The following is a 16,540-nucleotide window of genomic DNA, read 5'->3' on the forward strand; positions in this document are numbered from 1 at the left end:
GGACCACCATGCTGAGGAAGATCGTCGCCCTGCCCTACGAGATCGCCCGCCTGCCGCTGGCCGCCGTCGACCACCGCCTCGCGGCGCGCCTCGACGAGACGTCCGCCCCGCGCGTGGCGCTCGACCGCACCCTCGGCTCGGCCGACAAGGTCGCCGGCACCGTCCTGCGCAACCGCAGCATCGTCGAGCGCGGCACCGAGCGCCTCGAGCGCGGCGAGAAGCTGGCCACCGCCGCCCGTCTCGAGGCCGAGGCCGAGACCAAGCGCGAGCAGGCCCGCGAGAAGGCCGCCGCCGGTCGCAAGAAGGCCGCCGCACAGCGCAAGGCCGCCCAGGACAAGGCGGCCTCCGGTCTGCAGGAGGCCGACGTCGCCGAGGCCAAGGGCAAGCTGGCGGCCCGCCAGGACGCCGAGAAGAAGGCGGCTGCGAAGAAGGCCGCCGCCGACAAGCGGGCTGCGACCAAGGCGAAGGCGGCCGAGGACCAGCGCAAGCAGGCCGCCGCCCAGGCCGAGGAGAAGAAGAAGGCCGCCCAGCGCGAGGCGAAGGCCGAGATCGACGACGCCACCGCGTCCAAGAAGGCCGCCGACGAGGCCCGCGCCGACGCCGCGCGCCTCAACGACCTCACCGAGGCCAAGAAGGACCAGCGCAAGACCGACTGACCACGCGGGTCCCGCGAGCCGTACGGCCCGGGACGTCATGCGGAACGGGGACACGTGTCCTCGGGACGGATGACGTCCCGGGCCTTCGTGCGTCGTGCCGAGTGAGTGGTACCCCCGGTAGGATTCGAACCTACGCTTCCGCCTCCGGAGGGCGGCGCTCTATCCCCTGAGCTACGGGGGCTCCGTGGGGCGAGTCGAACCCTACAGGCGCCCGCCGGGCGGGGTGAAACCGGTTCGGGGTCCGCGGGCCGGCGCCGATAGGCTGCCCGGGTGAACCCCGAGCAGCTCTCCACCGCGATCGTCACCGCCCTGACCTCGCTCGTCGACGCAGGGACCCTCTCCCTGCCCGACGGCGTCCCGAGCACGGTGACCGTGGAGCGACCGCGTCAGAAGGGTCACGGCGACTACGCCACCAACGTGGCGATGCAGCTGGGCAAGAAGGCCGGCATGGCGCCGCGCGACCTCGCCACGATGCTGGCCGCCGAGCTCGAGCGCGCCGACGGCGTCGCCGAGGTCGAGGTCGCCGGGCCGGGCTTCCTCAACATCTCCGTCGAGGCCGGCGCCCAGGGCGCGGTGGCCGCCCAGATCGTGGCGGCCGGCGCGGCGTACGGCTCGTCGCAGACGCTGGCCGGCGAGCGGGTGGACGTCGAGTTCATCTCCGCCAACCCGACCGGGCCGCTCCACCTCGGCCACACCCGCTGGGCGGTCGTCGGTGACGCGATCTCGCGGGTGCTCGAGGCGGCCGGCGCCTCGGTGACCCGGGAGTTCTACATCAACGACCGCGGCAACCAGATGAACCTGTTCGGCGCCTCCGTCGAGGCCGCCGCCCTGGGCGTGCCCGTGCCCGAGGACGGCTACCACGGCGGCTACGTCGCCGACGTCGCGGCGCAGGTCGTCGCCGAGCAGCCCGGCCTGCTGGAGCTCGAGGGCCCCGAGCGCACCGTCGCGTTCCGCGAGGCGGGGTACGCCGTGCAGCTGCGCGACCAGCAGGAGCAGCTCGACCGCTTCCAGACCCACTTCGACGTGTGGTTCTCCGAGCGCAGCCTGCACGAGTCCGACGACGTGGCCACCGGCCTGGAGAAGCTGCGGGCGCAGGGCCACCTGTTCGACGAGGGGGGTGCGCTGTGGATGCGCACCACGGACTTCGACGACGACAAGGACCGGGTCCTCATCAAGTCGGACGGCGACCTGACCTACTTCGCCAGCGACACCGCCTACTACGTCAACAAGCGCGAGCGCGGCTTCGACCGCTGCATCTACCTGCTCGGCGCCGACCACCACGGCTACGTCAACCGGCTCCGGGCGATGGCGGCCTGCGCCGGCGACGACCCGGACCGCAACATCGAGGTCCTGATCGGCCAGATGGTCAAGATCATGAAGGACGGCGAGGAGCTCAAGCTCTCCAAGCGTGCCGGCACCCTGGTGACGCTCGAGGAGCTCGTCGACCTGATCGGTGTCGACGCCCTGCGCTACACGCTCGCGCGCTACCCCGCGGACTCCCCGCTGACGCTCGACGCGGCCGAGATGACCAAGCAGTCCAGCGACAACCCGGTCTTCTACGTCCAGTACGCCCACGCCCGCGTCGCCTCGATCCTGCGCAACGGCGCCGACCTCGGCGTGCACCCGGCGACGGAGGGGGACTTCGACCCCGCGCTGCTGAGCCACGAGAAGGAGGGCGAGCTGCTCCGCGCGCTCGCCGAGCTCCCGCGCGTCGTCGCCAGCGCCGCCGAGCTGCGCGAGCCGCACCGGGTCGCGCGCTACCTGGAGGACCTCGCCGGGTCCTACCACCGCTTCTACGACAGCTGCCGCGTGCTGCCGATGGGCGACGAGGAGCCCGGTGACCTGCACCGTGCCCGGCTGCTGCTGGTCGCGGCCACCCGGACGGTCCTGGCCAACGGCCTGGCCCTGCTCGGCGTCTCCGCCCCGGAGCGGATGTGACCACCACCCACGAGGCCGGCTGGGCGCACGCCTCCGGCGCCCTGCGCGGCCCCTCCTGGCTGCGCCAGCCCACCGACCCCAACGAGCTGGTGCCGCAGCTGTGGTCCCGCACCGCCCACAAGCGCGGCGACGACCTCGTCGTCGGCGGGGTCGCCCTGGCCGACCTGGCCGCCGAGCACATGACGCCGGCCTACGTCCTGGACGAGGAGGACTTCCGGGCCCGCGCGGTCGCCTTCCGCGACGCCTTCGAGGGCTGGCAGGTCTACTACGCCGCCAAGGCGTTCGTCTGCACCGGCGTGGCCCGCTGGATCGCCGAGGACGGCCTCTACCTCGACGCCTGCTCGCCCGGCGAGCTGACGGTCGCGCTGCGCGGTGGCGTCGACCCGGCGCGCATCGAGTACCACGGCAACAACAAGTCCGTGCCCGAGCTGCGCCGCGTCGTGGCCGCCGGCGTCGGGAAGGTCGTCGTCGACTCGATGACCGAGATCGAGCGCCTCGCCGACGTCGCCCGCGACCTGGACGTCGTCCAGCCGGTCCTGGTGCGCGTCACCGCCGGCGTCGAGGCGCACACCCACGAGTACATCGCCACCGCGCACGAGGACCAGAAGTTCGGGCTCTCCATCACCTCCGGCGACGCCCTCGAGGCCGTGCGCCGGGTGCTGGCCGCCCCCGGCCTCGAGCTGCGCGGGCTGCACTCCCACATCGGCAGCCAGATCTTCGACGCCTCCGGCTTCGAGGTGGCCGCGCGCCGGGTGCTGGCGCTGCACGCCCGGATCGCCACCGAGCTCGGGGTCGAGCTGCCCGAGATGGACCTCGGCGGCGGGTTCGGGATCGCGTACACGACGCAGGACGACCCCGCCGAGCCGGCCGACCTGGCCGCCGCGATGCGGGCCATCGTCGAGCACGAGTGCCGCGCACTGGGCGTGGCCGTGCCCCAGCTGTCGATCGAGCCGGGCCGCGCCATCGCCGGACCGTCGGTCTGCACGGTCTACACCGTCGGCACCGTCAAGCCGGTCCGCCTCGACGGCGGCGCGGTGCGCACCTACGTCTCGGTGGACGGCGGGATGAGCGACAACATCCGCACCGCGCTCTACGACGCCGACTACTCCTGCACGATGGCCGACCGCCGGTCCGAGGCGGAGCCGGTGCTGGCCCGGGTCGTGGGCAAGCACTGCGAGGCCGGCGACATCGTGGTGAAGGACGAGTTCCTGCCCGGCGACGTGCGCCCCGGCGACCTGCTCGCGGTGCCCGGCACCGGGGCGTACTGCCGCTCGATGGCCTCCAACTACAACCACGCGCTGCGCCCCCCGGTGATCGCGGTGCGGGACGGGGTCGCGCGGGTGCTCGTGCGGCGGGAGACTGAGGACGACCTGTTGGCGACCGACGTGGGTGATCAGGAGTGAGCGTGGAGACCGCAGGCGATCAGCGGCCGCTGCGGGTGGCGGTGCTGGGCTGCGGCTCGGTGGGCTCCCAGGTGGTACGGCTGCTCCAGGACCAGTCCGGTGACCTGGCGGCGCGCATCGGGGCGCCCCTCGAGCTGGCCGGGGTGGCCGTGCGCCGCCTCGACGCCCCGCGCGAGGTGGAGGTCCCCCCGGGCCTGCTGACCACCGACGCAACCGGGCTCGTGGCCCGCGACGACGTCGACCTGGTCGTCGAGGTGATCGGCGGCATCGAGCCGGCGCGCACCCTGATCCTGTCGGCGCTCGAGCACGGCTGCTCGGTCGTGACCGCCAACAAGGCGCTGCTGGCCGAGGACGGCCCGACGCTGTTCGAGGCCGCCGAGAAGGTCGGCCGCGACCTCTACTACGAGGCCGCGGTCGCCGGGGCGATCCCGATCCTGCGGCCCCTGCGCGAGTCGCTGGCCGGGGACCGGGTCACCCGGGTGATCGGCATCGTCAACGGCACCACGAACTTCATCCTGGACAAGATGGACACCGCCGGCAGCGGCTTCGCCGAGGCGCTCGAGGAGGCCCAGGAGCTCGGGTACGCCGAGGCCGACCCCACCGCCGACGTCGAGGGCTTCGACGCCGCCGCCAAGGCCGCCATCCTGGCCTCGCTGGCCTTCCACTCCCGGGTGACGGCCGCCGACGTCCACCGCGAGGGCATCACCGACGTCACCGCCGCCGACATGGCCTCGGCCCGGGCGATGGGTGCGGTGGTCAAGCTGCTGGCGATCGCCGAGTTGCGCCCGCCGACCGAGCCCGGCGGCGACGAGACGGTGGCCGTGCGCGTGCACCCCGCCATGATCCCGCGCAGCCACCCGCTGGCGTCGGTGCGCGAGGCGTACAACGCCGTCTTCGTCGAGTCCGAGGCCGCCGGCCAGCTGATGTTCTACGGCCCGGGTGCCGGCGGCGCCCCGACCGCCTCGGCGGTGCTCGGCGACCTGGTCACCGTGGCCCGCAACCAGCGCGCCTCGACCCGGGGCATGGTCGAGTCGGCCTACGCCGACCGGGCGGTGCTGCCGATGGGGGAGACCGTCACCCGCTACCACGTCGCGATCGACGTCGACGACCGCACGGGCGTGCTCGCCGCGGTGGCCGCCGCCTTCGCCGAGCACGACGTCTCCCTGCGCACCGTGCGCCAGGAGGGCCGCGGCGACGACGCCCAGCTCGTGGTCGTCTCGCACGAGGCCACCGACGCCGCGCTCGCCGCGACGGTCGCACACCTGCAGGGCATGGAGATGGTGCGCGAGATCAGCTCGGTCATGCGCGTCGAGGGGGAGTCCGAGTGATCACCGACCAGACCACCGACCAGACCACCGAGCGGCGTGCACCCGGGGCGGTGCGCCAGTGGCGCGGCGTCATCGAGGAGTACCGCGACCTGCTCGACCTGCCCGACCTGCCCGACGGCATCCCCGCGGTCACCCTCCGTGAGGGCGGCACGCCCCTGGTGACCTCCGAGTGGCTCTCCGGCCTGACCGGCGCCGACGTGTGGCTCAAGGTCGAGGGCGACAACCCCACCGGTTCCTTCAAGGACCGCGGGATGACCGCCGCGATCTCGGTCGCCCGCTCCGAGGGCGCCCGCGCGGTGGTCTGCGCCTCGACCGGCAACACCTCGGCCTCGATGGCCGCCTACGCCGCCAAGGCCGGCCTCCAGCCGCTCGTGCTCGTGCCCGAGGGCAAGATCGCGGCCGGCAAGATGGCCCAGGCGATCCTGCACGGCGCGCAGGTGATCATGGTGCGCGGCAACTTCGACGACTGCCTGACCATGGCCCGCCGGATGGCCGACGACTACCCGGTGGCGCTGGTGAACTCGGTGAACCCGGTGCGCCTGCAGGGCCAGAAGACCGCCGCGTTCGAGATCGTCGACTTCCTCGGGGAGGCCCCCGACCACCACGTCCTGCCGGTCGGCAACGCCGGCAACGTCTCGGCCTACTGGATGGGCTACACGCAGTACGCCGAGCTCGGCCACGCCACCCGCCGACCCGTCATGCACGGCTTCCAGGCCGCCGGCGCCGCCCCGCTGGTGCATGGCGCGCCGGTGGCCCACCCGGAGACCAAGGCCACCGCCATCCGGATCGGCAACCCGGCCTCCTGGCACCTCGCGGTCGCGGCGCGCGAGGAGTCCGGCGGTCGCTTCACGGCGGTCACCGACGACCAGATCCTGAGCGCCCAGCGCGAGCTGGCCCGGCGCGACGGCGTCTTCGTCGAGCCGGCCTCCGCCGCGGGTGTCGCCGGCATCCTGCAGGACCTCGAGCAGGGTCGTGGGTACGACGGGACCGTCGTGGTCACGGTGACCGGCCACGGGCTGAAGGACACCGTGACCGCGCTCGAGGGCGTCGGCCCCCTGGTCGACACCGTGGTCGACGCCGACCCCGCCGCCGCCGCCGCGGCGGCCGGGCTCGACCGGCCCGATCCCCGCGACGGCGCCTGAGCGGGGCGGGGCGTGACGACCTACGTCGACGGGCCGGTGCGCGTCAGCGTCCCGGCGACCTCGGCCAACCTCGGCCCGGGCTTCGACTCCCTGGGCCTGGCGCTGGCGCACCGCGACCGCCTGGAGGCCGTGGCCCTCGGCCCGGCCGGACCCGGCGGTCCGTCGGTCGAGGTGCAGGTCGAGGGGGAAGGGGCGGCGACGCTGCCCCGGGGGCGCGACCACCTGGTGGTGCAGGCGATGGAGGCCGCCTTCGCCGCGCTCGGGGTGCCCGCCCCGAACCTGCGCCTGACCTGCCACAACGTCATCCCGCAGGCGCGCGGGATGGGGTCCTCGTCGGCCGCGATCGTCGGGGGCCTGGGCCTGGCCCGGGCGATGGTGCCGGACGGTGCCGACCGCCTCGACGACGACGCGCTGCTCGCGATGGCCGCCCGCATCGAGGGCCACCCCGACAACGTGGCGCCCGCCCTGCTCGGGGGCTTCGTGGTCTCCGGCCACGACGACGGCGTCTGGTGGGCCGTGCCGGCGCCGGTCGACCCGCGGGTGAGCGCGGTCGTGCTCGTGCCGCCGGACCCGGTCCCCACCGAGCTGGCGCGTGGCCTCCTCCCCACCACCGTGCCGCTGGCGGAGGCCGCGGCGGACGCCGGGCGCACCGCGTTGCTGGTCGCGGCGCTCGGGGGGAGCGTGGAGCAGCTGTGGCGCGCGACCCGTGACCACCTGCACCAGGAGCACCGCCGTCCGGCGATGCCCGCCACGCTCGAGATGGTGGACCGGCTCCGTGCCCGTGGCGTCGCGGCGGCCGTGTCCGGCGCCGGGCCGACCGTGATCGCCCTTGTCTCCGGCGGGGCCGATGCCGCCTCCGTGCTCGCCGACGCCCCCGACGGCTGGGGGTCCTGGGCGCTCGACGTCGACCCGCGTGGTCTGGTCGTCGAGGTCTGAGGGTCGCACCGGGTGCTACCTTGGCGCCGTCGCCGATCTCGGCGACGTGCCGGTGGGCCTTCGCCCCCGGCGCTGACCTCGTCCGTCCGCCGATCGTGCCGGGCAGCCCGCTGCCCGCCCTGGTCGCTGCGCGCCGGCGAGCGACCGACCTGGCACCGACCGCCCGGCAGGGCAAGGACCTCACGTGACCGAGACCGACACCAGCGCCACGACCACCGACACCCCGGCCGCGCGCAAGCGCTCCGGCGGGCTGAGCACCATGCTGATCGCGGACCTGAAGTCCATGGCCGGCGGCATGGGGATCGCCGGTGCCGGCTCCATGAAGAAGGCCCAGCTCGTGGACGCGATCAAGGCCGCGCAGTCCGGCGGCTCGTCGGCCCGACCTGCGGCCGCGCAGCCGGAGGCGCGGCAGCCCGAGGCGCGGGAGCCCGCGGTGCGTCAGCCGGAGCCGACGCAGCCGGAGGTGGCGCAGCCGGTCGTCGCGGAGGCGGAGGTCGCGTCGACGGCGCCGTCGAAGCCCGAGGTCCGGCGCCGTACCCGGGGCCAGGACCGGCGTGCCGAGCAGAAGCCGGCCGACCAGGAGCAGCCCGAGCAGGCGCAGGCCGAGCCGAGCCGGTCCGAGCCGAACCGGTCCGAGTCCGCGGGCGAGCGGCCGCGGGACGACGCGCAGGCCCGGGGCGCGCAGGACCGCCCCCAGCAGCGCGACCAGGGCGGCAAGCAGGACAAGGGCCAGCCCGACAAGGGTCAGCCCGACAAGGGTCAGCAGGGGCAGGGCCAGGGCAAGGCCCAGCAGAACAAGCAGGACCAGCCCAAGAAGCAGCAGGGTGGCCAGCAGAACGCGCAGCAGGGCAAGCAGGACCAGGGAAAGCAGGACCAGAACCGGCAGGACCAGAACCGGCAGGACCAGAACCGGCAGGACCAGGGCAAGGGCAACCAGCCCCGGCAGAACGGGAACCAGGGCGGTCAGCAGGGGAACCCGAACAACCAGGGCAACCCGAACAACCCGAACGGCAACCCGAACCGGGACCAGCAGGACGACCAGGACTGGGACGACGACGAGGCCGGGGGGCGCAGCCGCAACCGCCGGCGTCGTGGTCGTGACCGCAACCGGCCGGTCGCCCAGGCGACGACCGGCCAGCGCGGGGAGCCCGACACGACCGTCCTCGAGGACGACGTGCTGGTGCCCGCGGCCGGGATCCTCGACGTGCTCGACAACTACGCGTTCGTGCGGACCACCGGGTACCTGGCCGGCACCGAGGACGTCTACCTGTCGCTGTCGATGGTGCGCCGTCACGGCCTGCGTCGCGGTGACGCGGTCGTCGGCGAGGTGCGCCAGCCCCGTGAGGGCGAGCGCAAGGAGAAGTTCAACCCGATGGTGCGGGTGGAGAGCATCAACGGTCTCGACCTCGACGCCGCCAAGGTCCGTCCCGACTTCGCCGACCTGAGCCCCGTGCACCCCTCGGAGCGGTTGCGGCTGGAGACGGGCCCGGGCAACACCGTGGGGCGCGTGCTGGACCTGGTGGTCCCGCTCGGCAAGGGGCAGCGCGGCCTCGTCGTCGCCCCGCCGCAGTCGGGTCGTACGACGCTGCTCCGTGCGGTGGCGGACTCGGTGACCCAGAACAACCCGGAGTGCCACCTCATGGTGGTGCTCGTCGACGAGCGGCCCGAGGAGGTCACGGACTTCCAGCGGGCGGTCAAGGGCGAGGTCATCGCCTCCACGTTCGACCGCCCGGCCACCGACCACGTCGCGCTGGCCGAGCTGGCCGTCGAGCGGGCCAAGCGTCTGGTCGAGCTGGGCCACGACGTGGTGATGCTGGTCGACGGGCTGACCCGGCTCGGGCGGGCGTACAACGCCGCCGGGCCCGGCAGCGGTCGGGTGCTGGCAGGGGGCGTCGACGCCGCCGCGCTGTTCCCGCCGAAGCGCTTCTTCGCCGCGGCCCGCAACATCGAGGACGGCGGCTCGCTGACCATCCTGGCGACGGCGTCGGTGGAGACCGGCTCGGCGACCGACGAGGTGCTCTTCGAGGAGCTGGGCGGCACCGCCAACCTCGAGCTTCACCTGCGGCGCGACCTGGCCGAGCGTCACCTCACGCCGTCCGTCGACCCGCTGCGCTCGCGCACCCGCCGGGAGGACGAGCTGATGGGGGAGCAGGAGCTCGCCGTGCTCGGCACCCTGCGTGGTCTGCTCGCCCAGCAGGAGGCGCCGCGGGCGCTGGAGCTGCTGGTGGAGCGGGTGCGATCGACCCAGACCAACATCGAGCTGCTCACCGCCGTGCAGCGCACCGGGTCCCTCGGCCGACCGACGTCCCGAGCGGCCGTGGGCAAGTGACCGCATCCGGGTCCGGGACCCGTTACCATCGACCAGGCCCGACGGGCCTGCGAACCGGGGGGTAGCACTGTGGCACGCATCGTGGTGGCGGACGACGACGTCGACATCCGGGAGCTGGTCGAGTTCAAGCTCTCGACCATGGGGCACGAGATCGTCGCGGTCTCCGACGGCGGCGCCGCCGTCGAGGCCTGCCAGGCGCAGCGTCCCGACCTCGCGGTCTTCGACGTGATGATGCCCGGGGTGTCGGGGCTCGACGCGATCCGTCGCATCCGTGCCGACCCGGCTCTGGCCGACCTGCCGGTGATCCTGCTGACGGCCCGGGCCCAGGAGTCCGACGTCGAGTCCGGCTTCAGCTCCGGCGCCGACGACTACATCACCAAGCCGTTCAGCCCGCGCGAGCTCGCCGCTCGCGTCGAGTCCCTGCTGAACAGTCGCGCCCAGGCCGGCTGAGCCGGTCGCAGGCCCGCGGCCGGACCAGGAATGGGCCGGGGGAGCGTGCTGTTCTATCATCGTCGATCGGTCCGGTTCACGCCTCGCGCACCCCGCGCAGGGCGACCCGGCGCCACAGAGGAGAGAGACATGAAGAAGGACATCCACCCGCAGTACACCGAGACCGTGGTGACCTGCACCTGCGGTTCCGAGTTCACCACGCGCAGCACCTCGACGTCGGGCACGCTGCGCTCCGACGTGTGCTCGCAGTGCCACCCGTTCTACACCGGCAAGCAGAAGATCCTCGACACCGGTGGCCGCGTGGCCCGGTTCGAGGCGCGCTACGCCAAGGCCGCCAAGAAGTAGCGACCTCCGAGCGCCGGTCCCCCGCATCGAGCGGGGGGCCGGCGCTCGTCATTTCGTCGCGTCCAGGGCTCCGGCCCGCAGAGCAGGTGCAGGAGGAGGACCCGTGTTCGAGGCAGTCGAGGGCATGCTTGCCGAGCACGCCGACCTCGAGGCCCGCCTGGGCGAGCCGGAGACCCACGCCGACGCCCGTCTGGCCAAGCGTCTGAACCAGCGGTACGCCGCCCTGACCCGGGTCGTCGAGACCTGGCGCGCGTGGGAGGCGGCCGGCGACGACCTCGGGGCCGCCCGCGAGCTGGCAGGGGAGGACGAGTCCTTCGCCGCGGAGGCCGTGACCCTGGCAGCCACGCACGAGGAGCTCGCCGAGCGGCTGCGCCGGCTGCTGGTCCCGCGCGACCCCGCCGACGACAAGGACGCGCTGCTGGAGCTGAAGTCCGGCGAGGGCGGGGAGGAGTCGGCGCTCTTCGCCGGCGACCTGCTGCGGATGTACACCCGCTACGCCGAGCGGCACGGCTGGAAGGTCGAGGTCCTCGACGCCGCCGAGTCCGACCTCGGCGGGTTCAAGTCCGTGACCGTCGCGGTCAAGGCCACCGGCACGCCCGAGCCGGGGGACGCTCCCTTCGCGCGGCTGAAGTTCGAGGCCGGCGTGCACCGCGTCCAGCGGGTGCCGGTCACGGAGTCCCAGGGCCGGGTGCACACCTCCGCCGCCGGTGTCCTGGTGCTCCCGGAGGCCGAGCCGGTCGACGTCGAGGTCTCCGACAACGACCTGCGCATCGACGTCTACCGCAGCTCCGGGCCGGGCGGGCAGAGCGTGAACACCACCGACTCGGCGGTGCGGATCACCCACGTCCCGACCGGCATCGTGGCGTCCTGCCAGAACGAGAAGAGCCAGCTGCAGAACCGCGAGCAGGCCATGCGGATCCTGCGCTCCCGCCTCCTCGCCGCGGCCCAGGAGGCCGCCGACGCCGAGGCCAGCGACGCCCGGCGCAGCCAGATCCGCACCGTGGACCGCTCGGAGCGCATCCGCACCTACAACTTCCCCGAGAACCGGGTCTCCGACCACCGCACCGGCTACAAGGCGCACAACCTCGACCAGCTCCTCGACGGCGACCTCGCACCCCTGCTCGACTCGTGCGCGGAGGCGGACCTCGCCGCGCGGCTGGCAGCGCTGGAGGAGGGACGGTGACGTCCCGGCGCGACCTGCTGGCCGCGGCGACCCGCCGGCTCGACGACGCCGGGGTGGCCAGCGCGCGCACCGACGCCGAGCTGCTGCTGGCCCACGTCCTGGGTCGTCGGCGCGGCGACCTGGTGCTCGTCGACGACGTCGCCGCGCCGGAGGTCGCGGCGTTCGAGGTGCTGCTGGGGCGTCGCGCGGCGCGGGAGCCGCTGCAGCACCTCACCGGCAGGGCGTGGTTCCGCACCGTCGAGCTGGCCGTCGGGCCGGGCGTCTTCGTGCCGCGTCCGGAGACCGAGCTGCTGGCCGGCTGGGCCCTGGACCGCCTCGCCGGGCTCGAGGACCCGGTCGTGGTCGACCTCGGCACCGGGAGCGGCGCGATCGCCGCGGCCCTGGCTGCCGAGGCCCCGCACGCCCGGGTGCACGCGGTCGAGCTCGACGAGCAGGCGTACGCGTGGGCCGAGCGCAACCTGAGCGGGACCGGCGTCGACCTGCGCCACGGCGACCTGGCCACCGCCTTCGACGACCTCGCGGGCGAGGTCGACGTCGTGGTGAGCAACCCGCCGTACGTCCCGCTCGAGGCGTGGGAGTCGGTGGCGCCCGAGGCCCGGGACCACGACCCCCACCTGGCCCTGTTCTCCGGCGACGACGGCCTCGACGCGATCCGGGTGCTCGCGGTGCGGGCGCAGGTCCTGCTGCGACGCGGGGGAGTGCTCGGGGTCGAGCACGCCGACGTCCAGGGCGACGCCGTGCCGGCCGTGCTGGTCGGTGCGGGACCCTGGACCGAGGTGGTCGACCACCGCGACCTCGCCGGTCGTGCGCGGTTCACCACGGCCCGCCTGGCACGATGAGGCAGGCCCAGCACCGACCGTGACGACGAGGAGCACCGTGTGACCCGCGACCCGCAGGCCGACGAGGCCCCCGAGGGCCCGTCCGAGGGCTCGTCCGACGAGCTGGTGGACGACCCGTCCGACGCCCTCGACGACGCCCTCGACGTCGACGACGACCTCGACGACGACCTCGAGGACGGGGACGGCGTGGTCGAGGACGCCACGGGGGAGCTCTGGCCCACCGCCACGGAGTCCCAGCGCGAGGACGCGATCGCCGCGGCCACCTCGGCGCTGCAGCGCGGCCGTCTCGCGGTCATCCCCACCGACACCGTCTACGGCCTGGCCGCGGACGCCTTCGACGCCGACGCCGTGGCCGACCTGCTCGACGCCAAGGGCCGTGGCCGCGAGATGCCACCGCCGGTGCTGATCAGCTCCGCGGCGACCATCGACGCGCTGGTGGTGGCCCTGCCCGGCTACGCACGCTCGCTGCTCGACGCGTTCTGGCCCGGGCCGTTGACCCTCGTCGCCCGCCAGCAGCCCTCCCTCCAGTGGGACCTCGGCGAGGCCAAGGGCACCGTCGCGGTCCGGATGCCCGACCACCCGGTGGCCCTGGCCGTGCTGGAGCGCACCGGCCCGCTGGCGGTCAGCTCGGCCAACCTGACCGGCCGGCCGGCCGCCACCGACGCCGAGCAGGCCCTCGACATGCTCGGCGACGAGGTCGCCGTCGTCGTCGACGACGGACCCTCGCCCGGCGGTGAGGCCTCCACGATCGTCGACGTGACCGGCACCCAGGGCCGGGTCCTGCGGGTCGGTGCGCTGTCGCTGGAGCAGCTGAACGCGGTCCTCGAGCCGCTCGGGGCCTCCCTGGTCCTCGAGGGGAGCTGACCCGGGGCCGTGCGCGAGTACCTGCTGGTGTTCCTGGTCGCCGCCGCCGTCACCTACCTGCTGACGGTGGTGGCGCGGGAGATCGCGATCCGCACCGGCGCGGTGGCCCAGGTCCGCGACCGCGACGTGCACGCGGTGCCGATCCCCTACCTCGGGGGCCTGGCCATGCTCGGCGGCCTGGTGGCGGCCTACCTGGTGGCGCGCCAGCTGCCGTTCCTGTCCCAGAGCAGCCCCTTCGTCTTCGAGGACGCCGGTGTGGTCATCGTCGCCGGGGCGCTGGTCTGCGCGGTGGGCGTGCTGGACGACATCTTCGACATCGACGCGCTGACCAAGCTCGGCGGCCAGATCCTCGCCGTGGCCCTGCTGATCGGCTCCGGGATCCAGTTCCGCTTCTTCCCGCAGCCCGACGGCACGCTGTTCTCCCTCGATCCGGCCCAGGGCGCGCTGCTGACCGCCGTCGTGGTCGTGGCCACGGTGAACGCCGTGAACTTCGTCGACGGCCTCGACGGCCTCGCCGCCGGGGTGGTCGGCATCGGGGCGATCGCGTTCTTCGTCTTCAGCTACACCCTGGCCGACCGCGCGGACCTTTCGCTGGCCACCACCGGGGCGCTGCTCTCGGCGGCGCTGGCCGGCGCCTGCATCGGCTTCCTGCCGCACAACTGGCACCCGGCCCGGCTCTTCATGGGCGACAGCGGGTCGATGCTGATCGGCCTGGTGCTGTCGTCCACCGCGCTGACGCTGACCACCCAGTTCACCGGCACCGCGCTGACCGGCACCGCCTCGACCAGCCTGCTGGCCACCTTCCTGCCGGTGCTGCTGCCGGTGCTGATCCTGGTCGTGCCGATGGCCGACCTGGTGCTCGCGGTGCTGAGGCGCACCGCGAAGGGGCGGTCGCCCTTCGCCCCGGACAAGAAGCACCTGCACCACCGGCTGCTCGAGATCGGCCACTCCCAGCGTCGCGCGGTGCTGATCATGTGGCTGTGGGCCGCCCTGGTGGCCTTCGGCACCGTCCTGGCCAGCCTGTACGTCGGGTGGAAGATGTGGTCCTCGCTGGGCGTGATGGCCGTCCTGGTGCTCCTGCTGACCTTCGTGGTGCCCCAGCTGCACCGCCGCCACCTCGGTCTCGAGGGTGGTCCCGAGCCGGGGGAGACCCCGCTCCCACCGGCCGACGCGGAGTCCCCGCAGACTTTGTGATAGTTTTCACGAGCCCTGCTGAACCGCGACAGGACGGCCGCCGATGATGACGACCGAACCACCCGCCCGGTCCGCAGACCGTCACGCCGTACCTCCGTCCGGCGCCCGTCTGCTGGTCCGATCGGCCGCCTCGACGGCCGTGCTGGGCCTCGTGGGCGCCGCGGTCGCGGCCGTCGTGGACGGCCGCGCGGCTGCGTCCGGCGTGCTGGTGGGCGTCGGGCTCGTCGTGGTCGTCCTGGTGGGCGGCAGCCTGACGGTCGATGCCGTGGCGGGGGTCCTTCCCGTGGCGTCGCTGATGGTGGCGCTGCTGACCTTCACGCTCCAGGTGGTGCTGGTCCTGCTGCTGCTCGCGGCCCTCGACGGCTCGGGGCTGCTGGGGGACGTGCTCGACCGTCGCTGGCTCGGCGGAGGCGTCATCGGGGCCACCATGCTGTGGCTCGCGGTGCAGGTCCGCCTCCACGCCACGACCCGTCTGCCGGTCTACGACCTGCCGCACGCCGACCCGCGCCGGGCCGACGAGGGGGGTCACTGATGACCCTTGACGGCTGCTATCGTCCGGAGCGCAATGAGCAAGAAGGACCCACCGTCCCCGACCTCGGAACGCGGTCCGCAGGGCGATCCGTGGCACGCATTCGGCTACGTGGTCTCCGGCGTCGCGGTCTACGGGCTGGTGGGATGGGGCGCCGATCAGTGGCTCGGGACCAGTTTCCTCGTCGCGATCGGCATCCTCTTCGGAGCCGTGCTGGGGATCTACCTGACCATCTCCCGCTTCGACGCCTTGCCCCGCTTCCCTCGCGACAGCGAGCAGGGGGCCCCGCACGATCCGCAGTCCGACCAGCATCCCGACCCGACGTAGTAGGAGTCCACCGGTGAGTCTTGCCGCCGCGTCCGTCGTCCGAGCAGCGGAGGAGTTCGTCCCGCCCGGGCCGAGCACCTTCGACCTCCCGCCCGTGTTCAGCGTGGCCGGTATCGGCGTGACCAAGCCCATGCTCCAGCTCGTGCTCGCCGCGATCCTGGTGTTCGGATTCTTCTACCTCGCCGTCCGGCAGCGGGCGATGGTGCCCGGTCGCCTGCAGTACATGGGCGAGGCCGGCTACTCGTTCGTCCGCAACTCGATCAGCCGCGACATCATCGGCCAGCACGACTTCGCGCGCTACACGCCGTACCTGTTCGCCCTCTTCTTCTTCCTCCTCCTCAACAACTGGTTCGGGTCTATCCCGTTCATCCAGTTCCCGACGTTCAGCCGCGCGAGCATGGCCTACGCCCTCGCCGGGCTGAGCTGGCTGGTCTACAACCTGGCCGGCATGTCGCGGCACGGGTTCTTCGGCTACCTCAAGCTGCAGTGCGTCCCGGCCAACATCACCGGACCGATCCTGGTCCTCCTGATCCCGCTGGAGTTCTTCTCCAACATCGTCGTGCGGCCGGTCACCCTGGCCCTGCGTCTGTTCGCCAACATGTTCGCCGGCCACCTGCTGGTGATCCTGTTCGCGATCGGCGGTGAGTACCTGCTCCTCGAGGGCTCGCTGCTGGTCAAGCCCGCCGGGATCCTGGCCTGGGTCCTCTTCATCCTGATCTCCTTCCTTGAGCTGCTGGTGCAGTTCCTGCAGGCGTACGTCTTCGTGCTCCTGAACGCCATGTACATCTCCGGTGCCGTCGCAGACGAGCACTGAGAGCAGAGAAAAAGAAACCGAAAGGAACAGAAGCCATGACCGGCTCCCTGAACATGATCGGCTACGGCCTGGCCGCCATCGGCCCCGGCATCGGCATCGGCCTGATCTTCGCCGCCTACATCAACGGCGTCGCCCGTCAGCCCGAGGCCCAGAGCCGCCTGCAGTCGATCGCGATCCTCGGGTTCGCGCTCGCCGAGGCGCTGGCCATCATCGGTATCGCCCTCGCCTTCGTCCTGAACTAGCTCTTCCACCCGGACGCAACT

17 protein-coding genes and 1 tRNA gene are annotated in these 16,540 nt (G+C 73.3%); 17 read left to right on the top strand and 1 reads right to left on the bottom strand.

Translation table 11 applies throughout. The features are described 5' to 3' along the window. The first annotated feature begins 8 nt into the window (after positions 1–8). Positions 9–656, top strand: a complete 648-nt coding sequence (locus GV155_RS06305; RefSeq protein ID WP_160006268.1) for a hypothetical protein — start codon at positions 9–11, stop codon at positions 654–656. 106 nt (positions 657–762) lie between these two features. Here GV155_RS06305 and GV155_RS06310 read toward each other — a convergent pair. Beyond that, a tRNA-Arg gene (locus GV155_RS06310) sits at positions 763–837 on the bottom strand. A gap of 89 nt (positions 838–926) precedes the next feature. Here GV155_RS06310 and argS point away from each other — a divergent pair. The 16 genes from argS (at position 927) to atpE (ending at position 16,519) form a co-directional block, all read left to right on the top strand. Then, the gene (argS, locus tag GV155_RS06315) at positions 927–2,594 is read left to right on the top strand and encodes an arginine--tRNA ligase (RefSeq protein ID WP_160006270.1); all 1,668 of its coding nucleotides are present in this window, start codon (positions 927–929) and stop codon (positions 2,592–2,594) included. After that, positions 2,591–3,997 carry a diaminopimelate decarboxylase gene (gene lysA / locus GV155_RS06320; RefSeq protein ID WP_160006272.1) on the top strand — a complete coding sequence of 469 codons (1,407 nt, stop codon included), beginning with the start codon at positions 2,591–2,593 and terminating at the stop codon, positions 3,995–3,997. Before argS ends, lysA begins: the two co-directional genes overlap by 4 nt. 2 nt (positions 3,998–3,999) lie before the next feature. After that, on the top strand, positions 4,000–5,325 hold the full coding sequence (locus tag GV155_RS06325; RefSeq protein ID WP_236554071.1) for a homoserine dehydrogenase: 1,326 nt from the start codon (positions 4,000–4,002) through the stop codon (positions 5,323–5,325). A gap of 50 nt (positions 5,326–5,375) precedes the next feature. Continuing rightward, positions 5,376–6,467 (top strand): threonine synthase, encoded by a 1,092-nt coding sequence (gene thrC, locus GV155_RS06330; protein ID WP_160010916.1) that lies wholly within the window; start codon positions 5,376–5,378, stop codon positions 6,465–6,467. Positions 6,468–6,479: 12 nt separating this feature from the next. After that, positions 6,480–7,403 carry a homoserine kinase gene (thrB, locus tag GV155_RS06335; RefSeq protein ID WP_160006274.1) on the top strand — a complete coding sequence of 308 codons (924 nt, stop codon included), beginning with the start codon at positions 6,480–6,482 and terminating at the stop codon, positions 7,401–7,403. Positions 7,404–7,587: 184 nt separating this feature from the next. Next, entirely contained in the window at positions 7,588–9,732 is a 2,145-nt protein-coding gene (gene rho / locus GV155_RS06340; protein WP_160006276.1) for a transcription termination factor Rho, read from the top strand. A gap of 69 nt (positions 9,733–9,801) precedes the next feature. After that, positions 9,802–10,182: a response regulator transcription factor gene (locus GV155_RS06345; protein ID WP_160006278.1), complete on the top strand. Its 381-nt coding sequence runs from the start codon at positions 9,802–9,804 to the stop codon at positions 10,180–10,182. A gap of 129 nt (positions 10,183–10,311) precedes the next feature. Further along, the gene (rpmE, locus tag GV155_RS06350; RefSeq protein ID WP_160006280.1) at positions 10,312–10,527 is read left to right on the top strand and encodes a 50S ribosomal protein L31; all 216 of its coding nucleotides are present in this window, start codon (positions 10,312–10,314) and stop codon (positions 10,525–10,527) included. A 103-nt stretch (positions 10,528–10,630) separates the two neighbouring features. Then, on the top strand, positions 10,631–11,710 hold the full coding sequence (gene prfA, locus GV155_RS06355; RefSeq protein WP_160006282.1) for a peptide chain release factor 1: 1,080 nt from the start codon (positions 10,631–10,633) through the stop codon (positions 11,708–11,710). After that, complete coding sequence (prmC, locus tag GV155_RS06360) at positions 11,707–12,549, top strand: peptide chain release factor N(5)-glutamine methyltransferase (RefSeq protein WP_160006284.1); 843 nt, start codon at positions 11,707–11,709, stop codon at positions 12,547–12,549. Before prfA ends, prmC begins: the two co-directional genes overlap by 4 nt. Positions 12,550–12,588: 39 nt before the next feature. Further along, entirely contained in the window at positions 12,589–13,413 is an 825-nt protein-coding gene (locus GV155_RS06365) for an L-threonylcarbamoyladenylate synthase (protein WP_236554073.1), read from the top strand. A 9-nt stretch (positions 13,414–13,422) separates the two neighbouring features. Beyond that, complete coding sequence (locus tag GV155_RS06370; protein WP_160006286.1) at positions 13,423–14,607, top strand: glycosyltransferase family 4 protein; 1,185 nt, start codon at positions 13,423–13,425, stop codon at positions 14,605–14,607. A 139-nt stretch (positions 14,608–14,746) separates the two neighbouring features. Next, positions 14,747–15,139: a hypothetical protein gene (locus GV155_RS06375; RefSeq protein ID WP_160006287.1), complete on the top strand. Its 393-nt coding sequence runs from the start codon at positions 14,747–14,749 to the stop codon at positions 15,137–15,139. Positions 15,140–15,172: 33 nt separating this feature from the next. Then, positions 15,173–15,463, top strand: coding sequence for an AtpZ/AtpI family protein (locus GV155_RS06380; RefSeq protein WP_201300083.1), 291 nt, complete (start codon positions 15,173–15,175; stop codon positions 15,461–15,463). 13 nt (positions 15,464–15,476) lie between these two features. Then, positions 15,477–16,277, top strand: coding sequence for a F0F1 ATP synthase subunit A (gene atpB, locus GV155_RS06385; protein ID WP_160006289.1), 801 nt, complete (start codon positions 15,477–15,479; stop codon positions 16,275–16,277). A gap of 35 nt (positions 16,278–16,312) precedes the next feature. Continuing rightward, positions 16,313–16,519, top strand: a complete 207-nt coding sequence (gene atpE, locus GV155_RS06390) for an ATP synthase F0 subunit C (RefSeq protein ID WP_160006291.1) — start codon at positions 16,313–16,315, stop codon at positions 16,517–16,519. Positions 16,520–16,540 lie beyond the last annotated feature (21 nt).

Origin of the sequence: Nocardioides sp. AX2bis (assembly GCF_902506435.1) — a bacterium.
In the GTDB taxonomy this organism is placed as follows: Bacteria; Actinomycetota; Actinomycetes; order Propionibacteriales; family Nocardioidaceae; genus Nocardioides.

Coding starts and splice junctions, on each gene's coding strand:
- GV155_RS06305 (WP_160006268.1), top strand. CDS start 9: ATGCTGAGGAAGATCGTCGCCCTGCCCTACGAGATCGCCCGCCTGCCG.
- rpmE (WP_160006280.1), top strand. CDS start 10,312: ATGAAGAAGGACATCCACCCGCAGTACACCGAGACCGTGGTGACCTGC.
- GV155_RS06380 (WP_201300083.1), top strand. CDS start 15,173: ATGAGCAAGAAGGACCCACCGTCCCCGACCTCGGAACGCGGTCCGCAG.
- atpE (WP_160006291.1), top strand. CDS start 16,313: ATGACCGGCTCCCTGAACATGATCGGCTACGGCCTGGCCGCCATCGGC.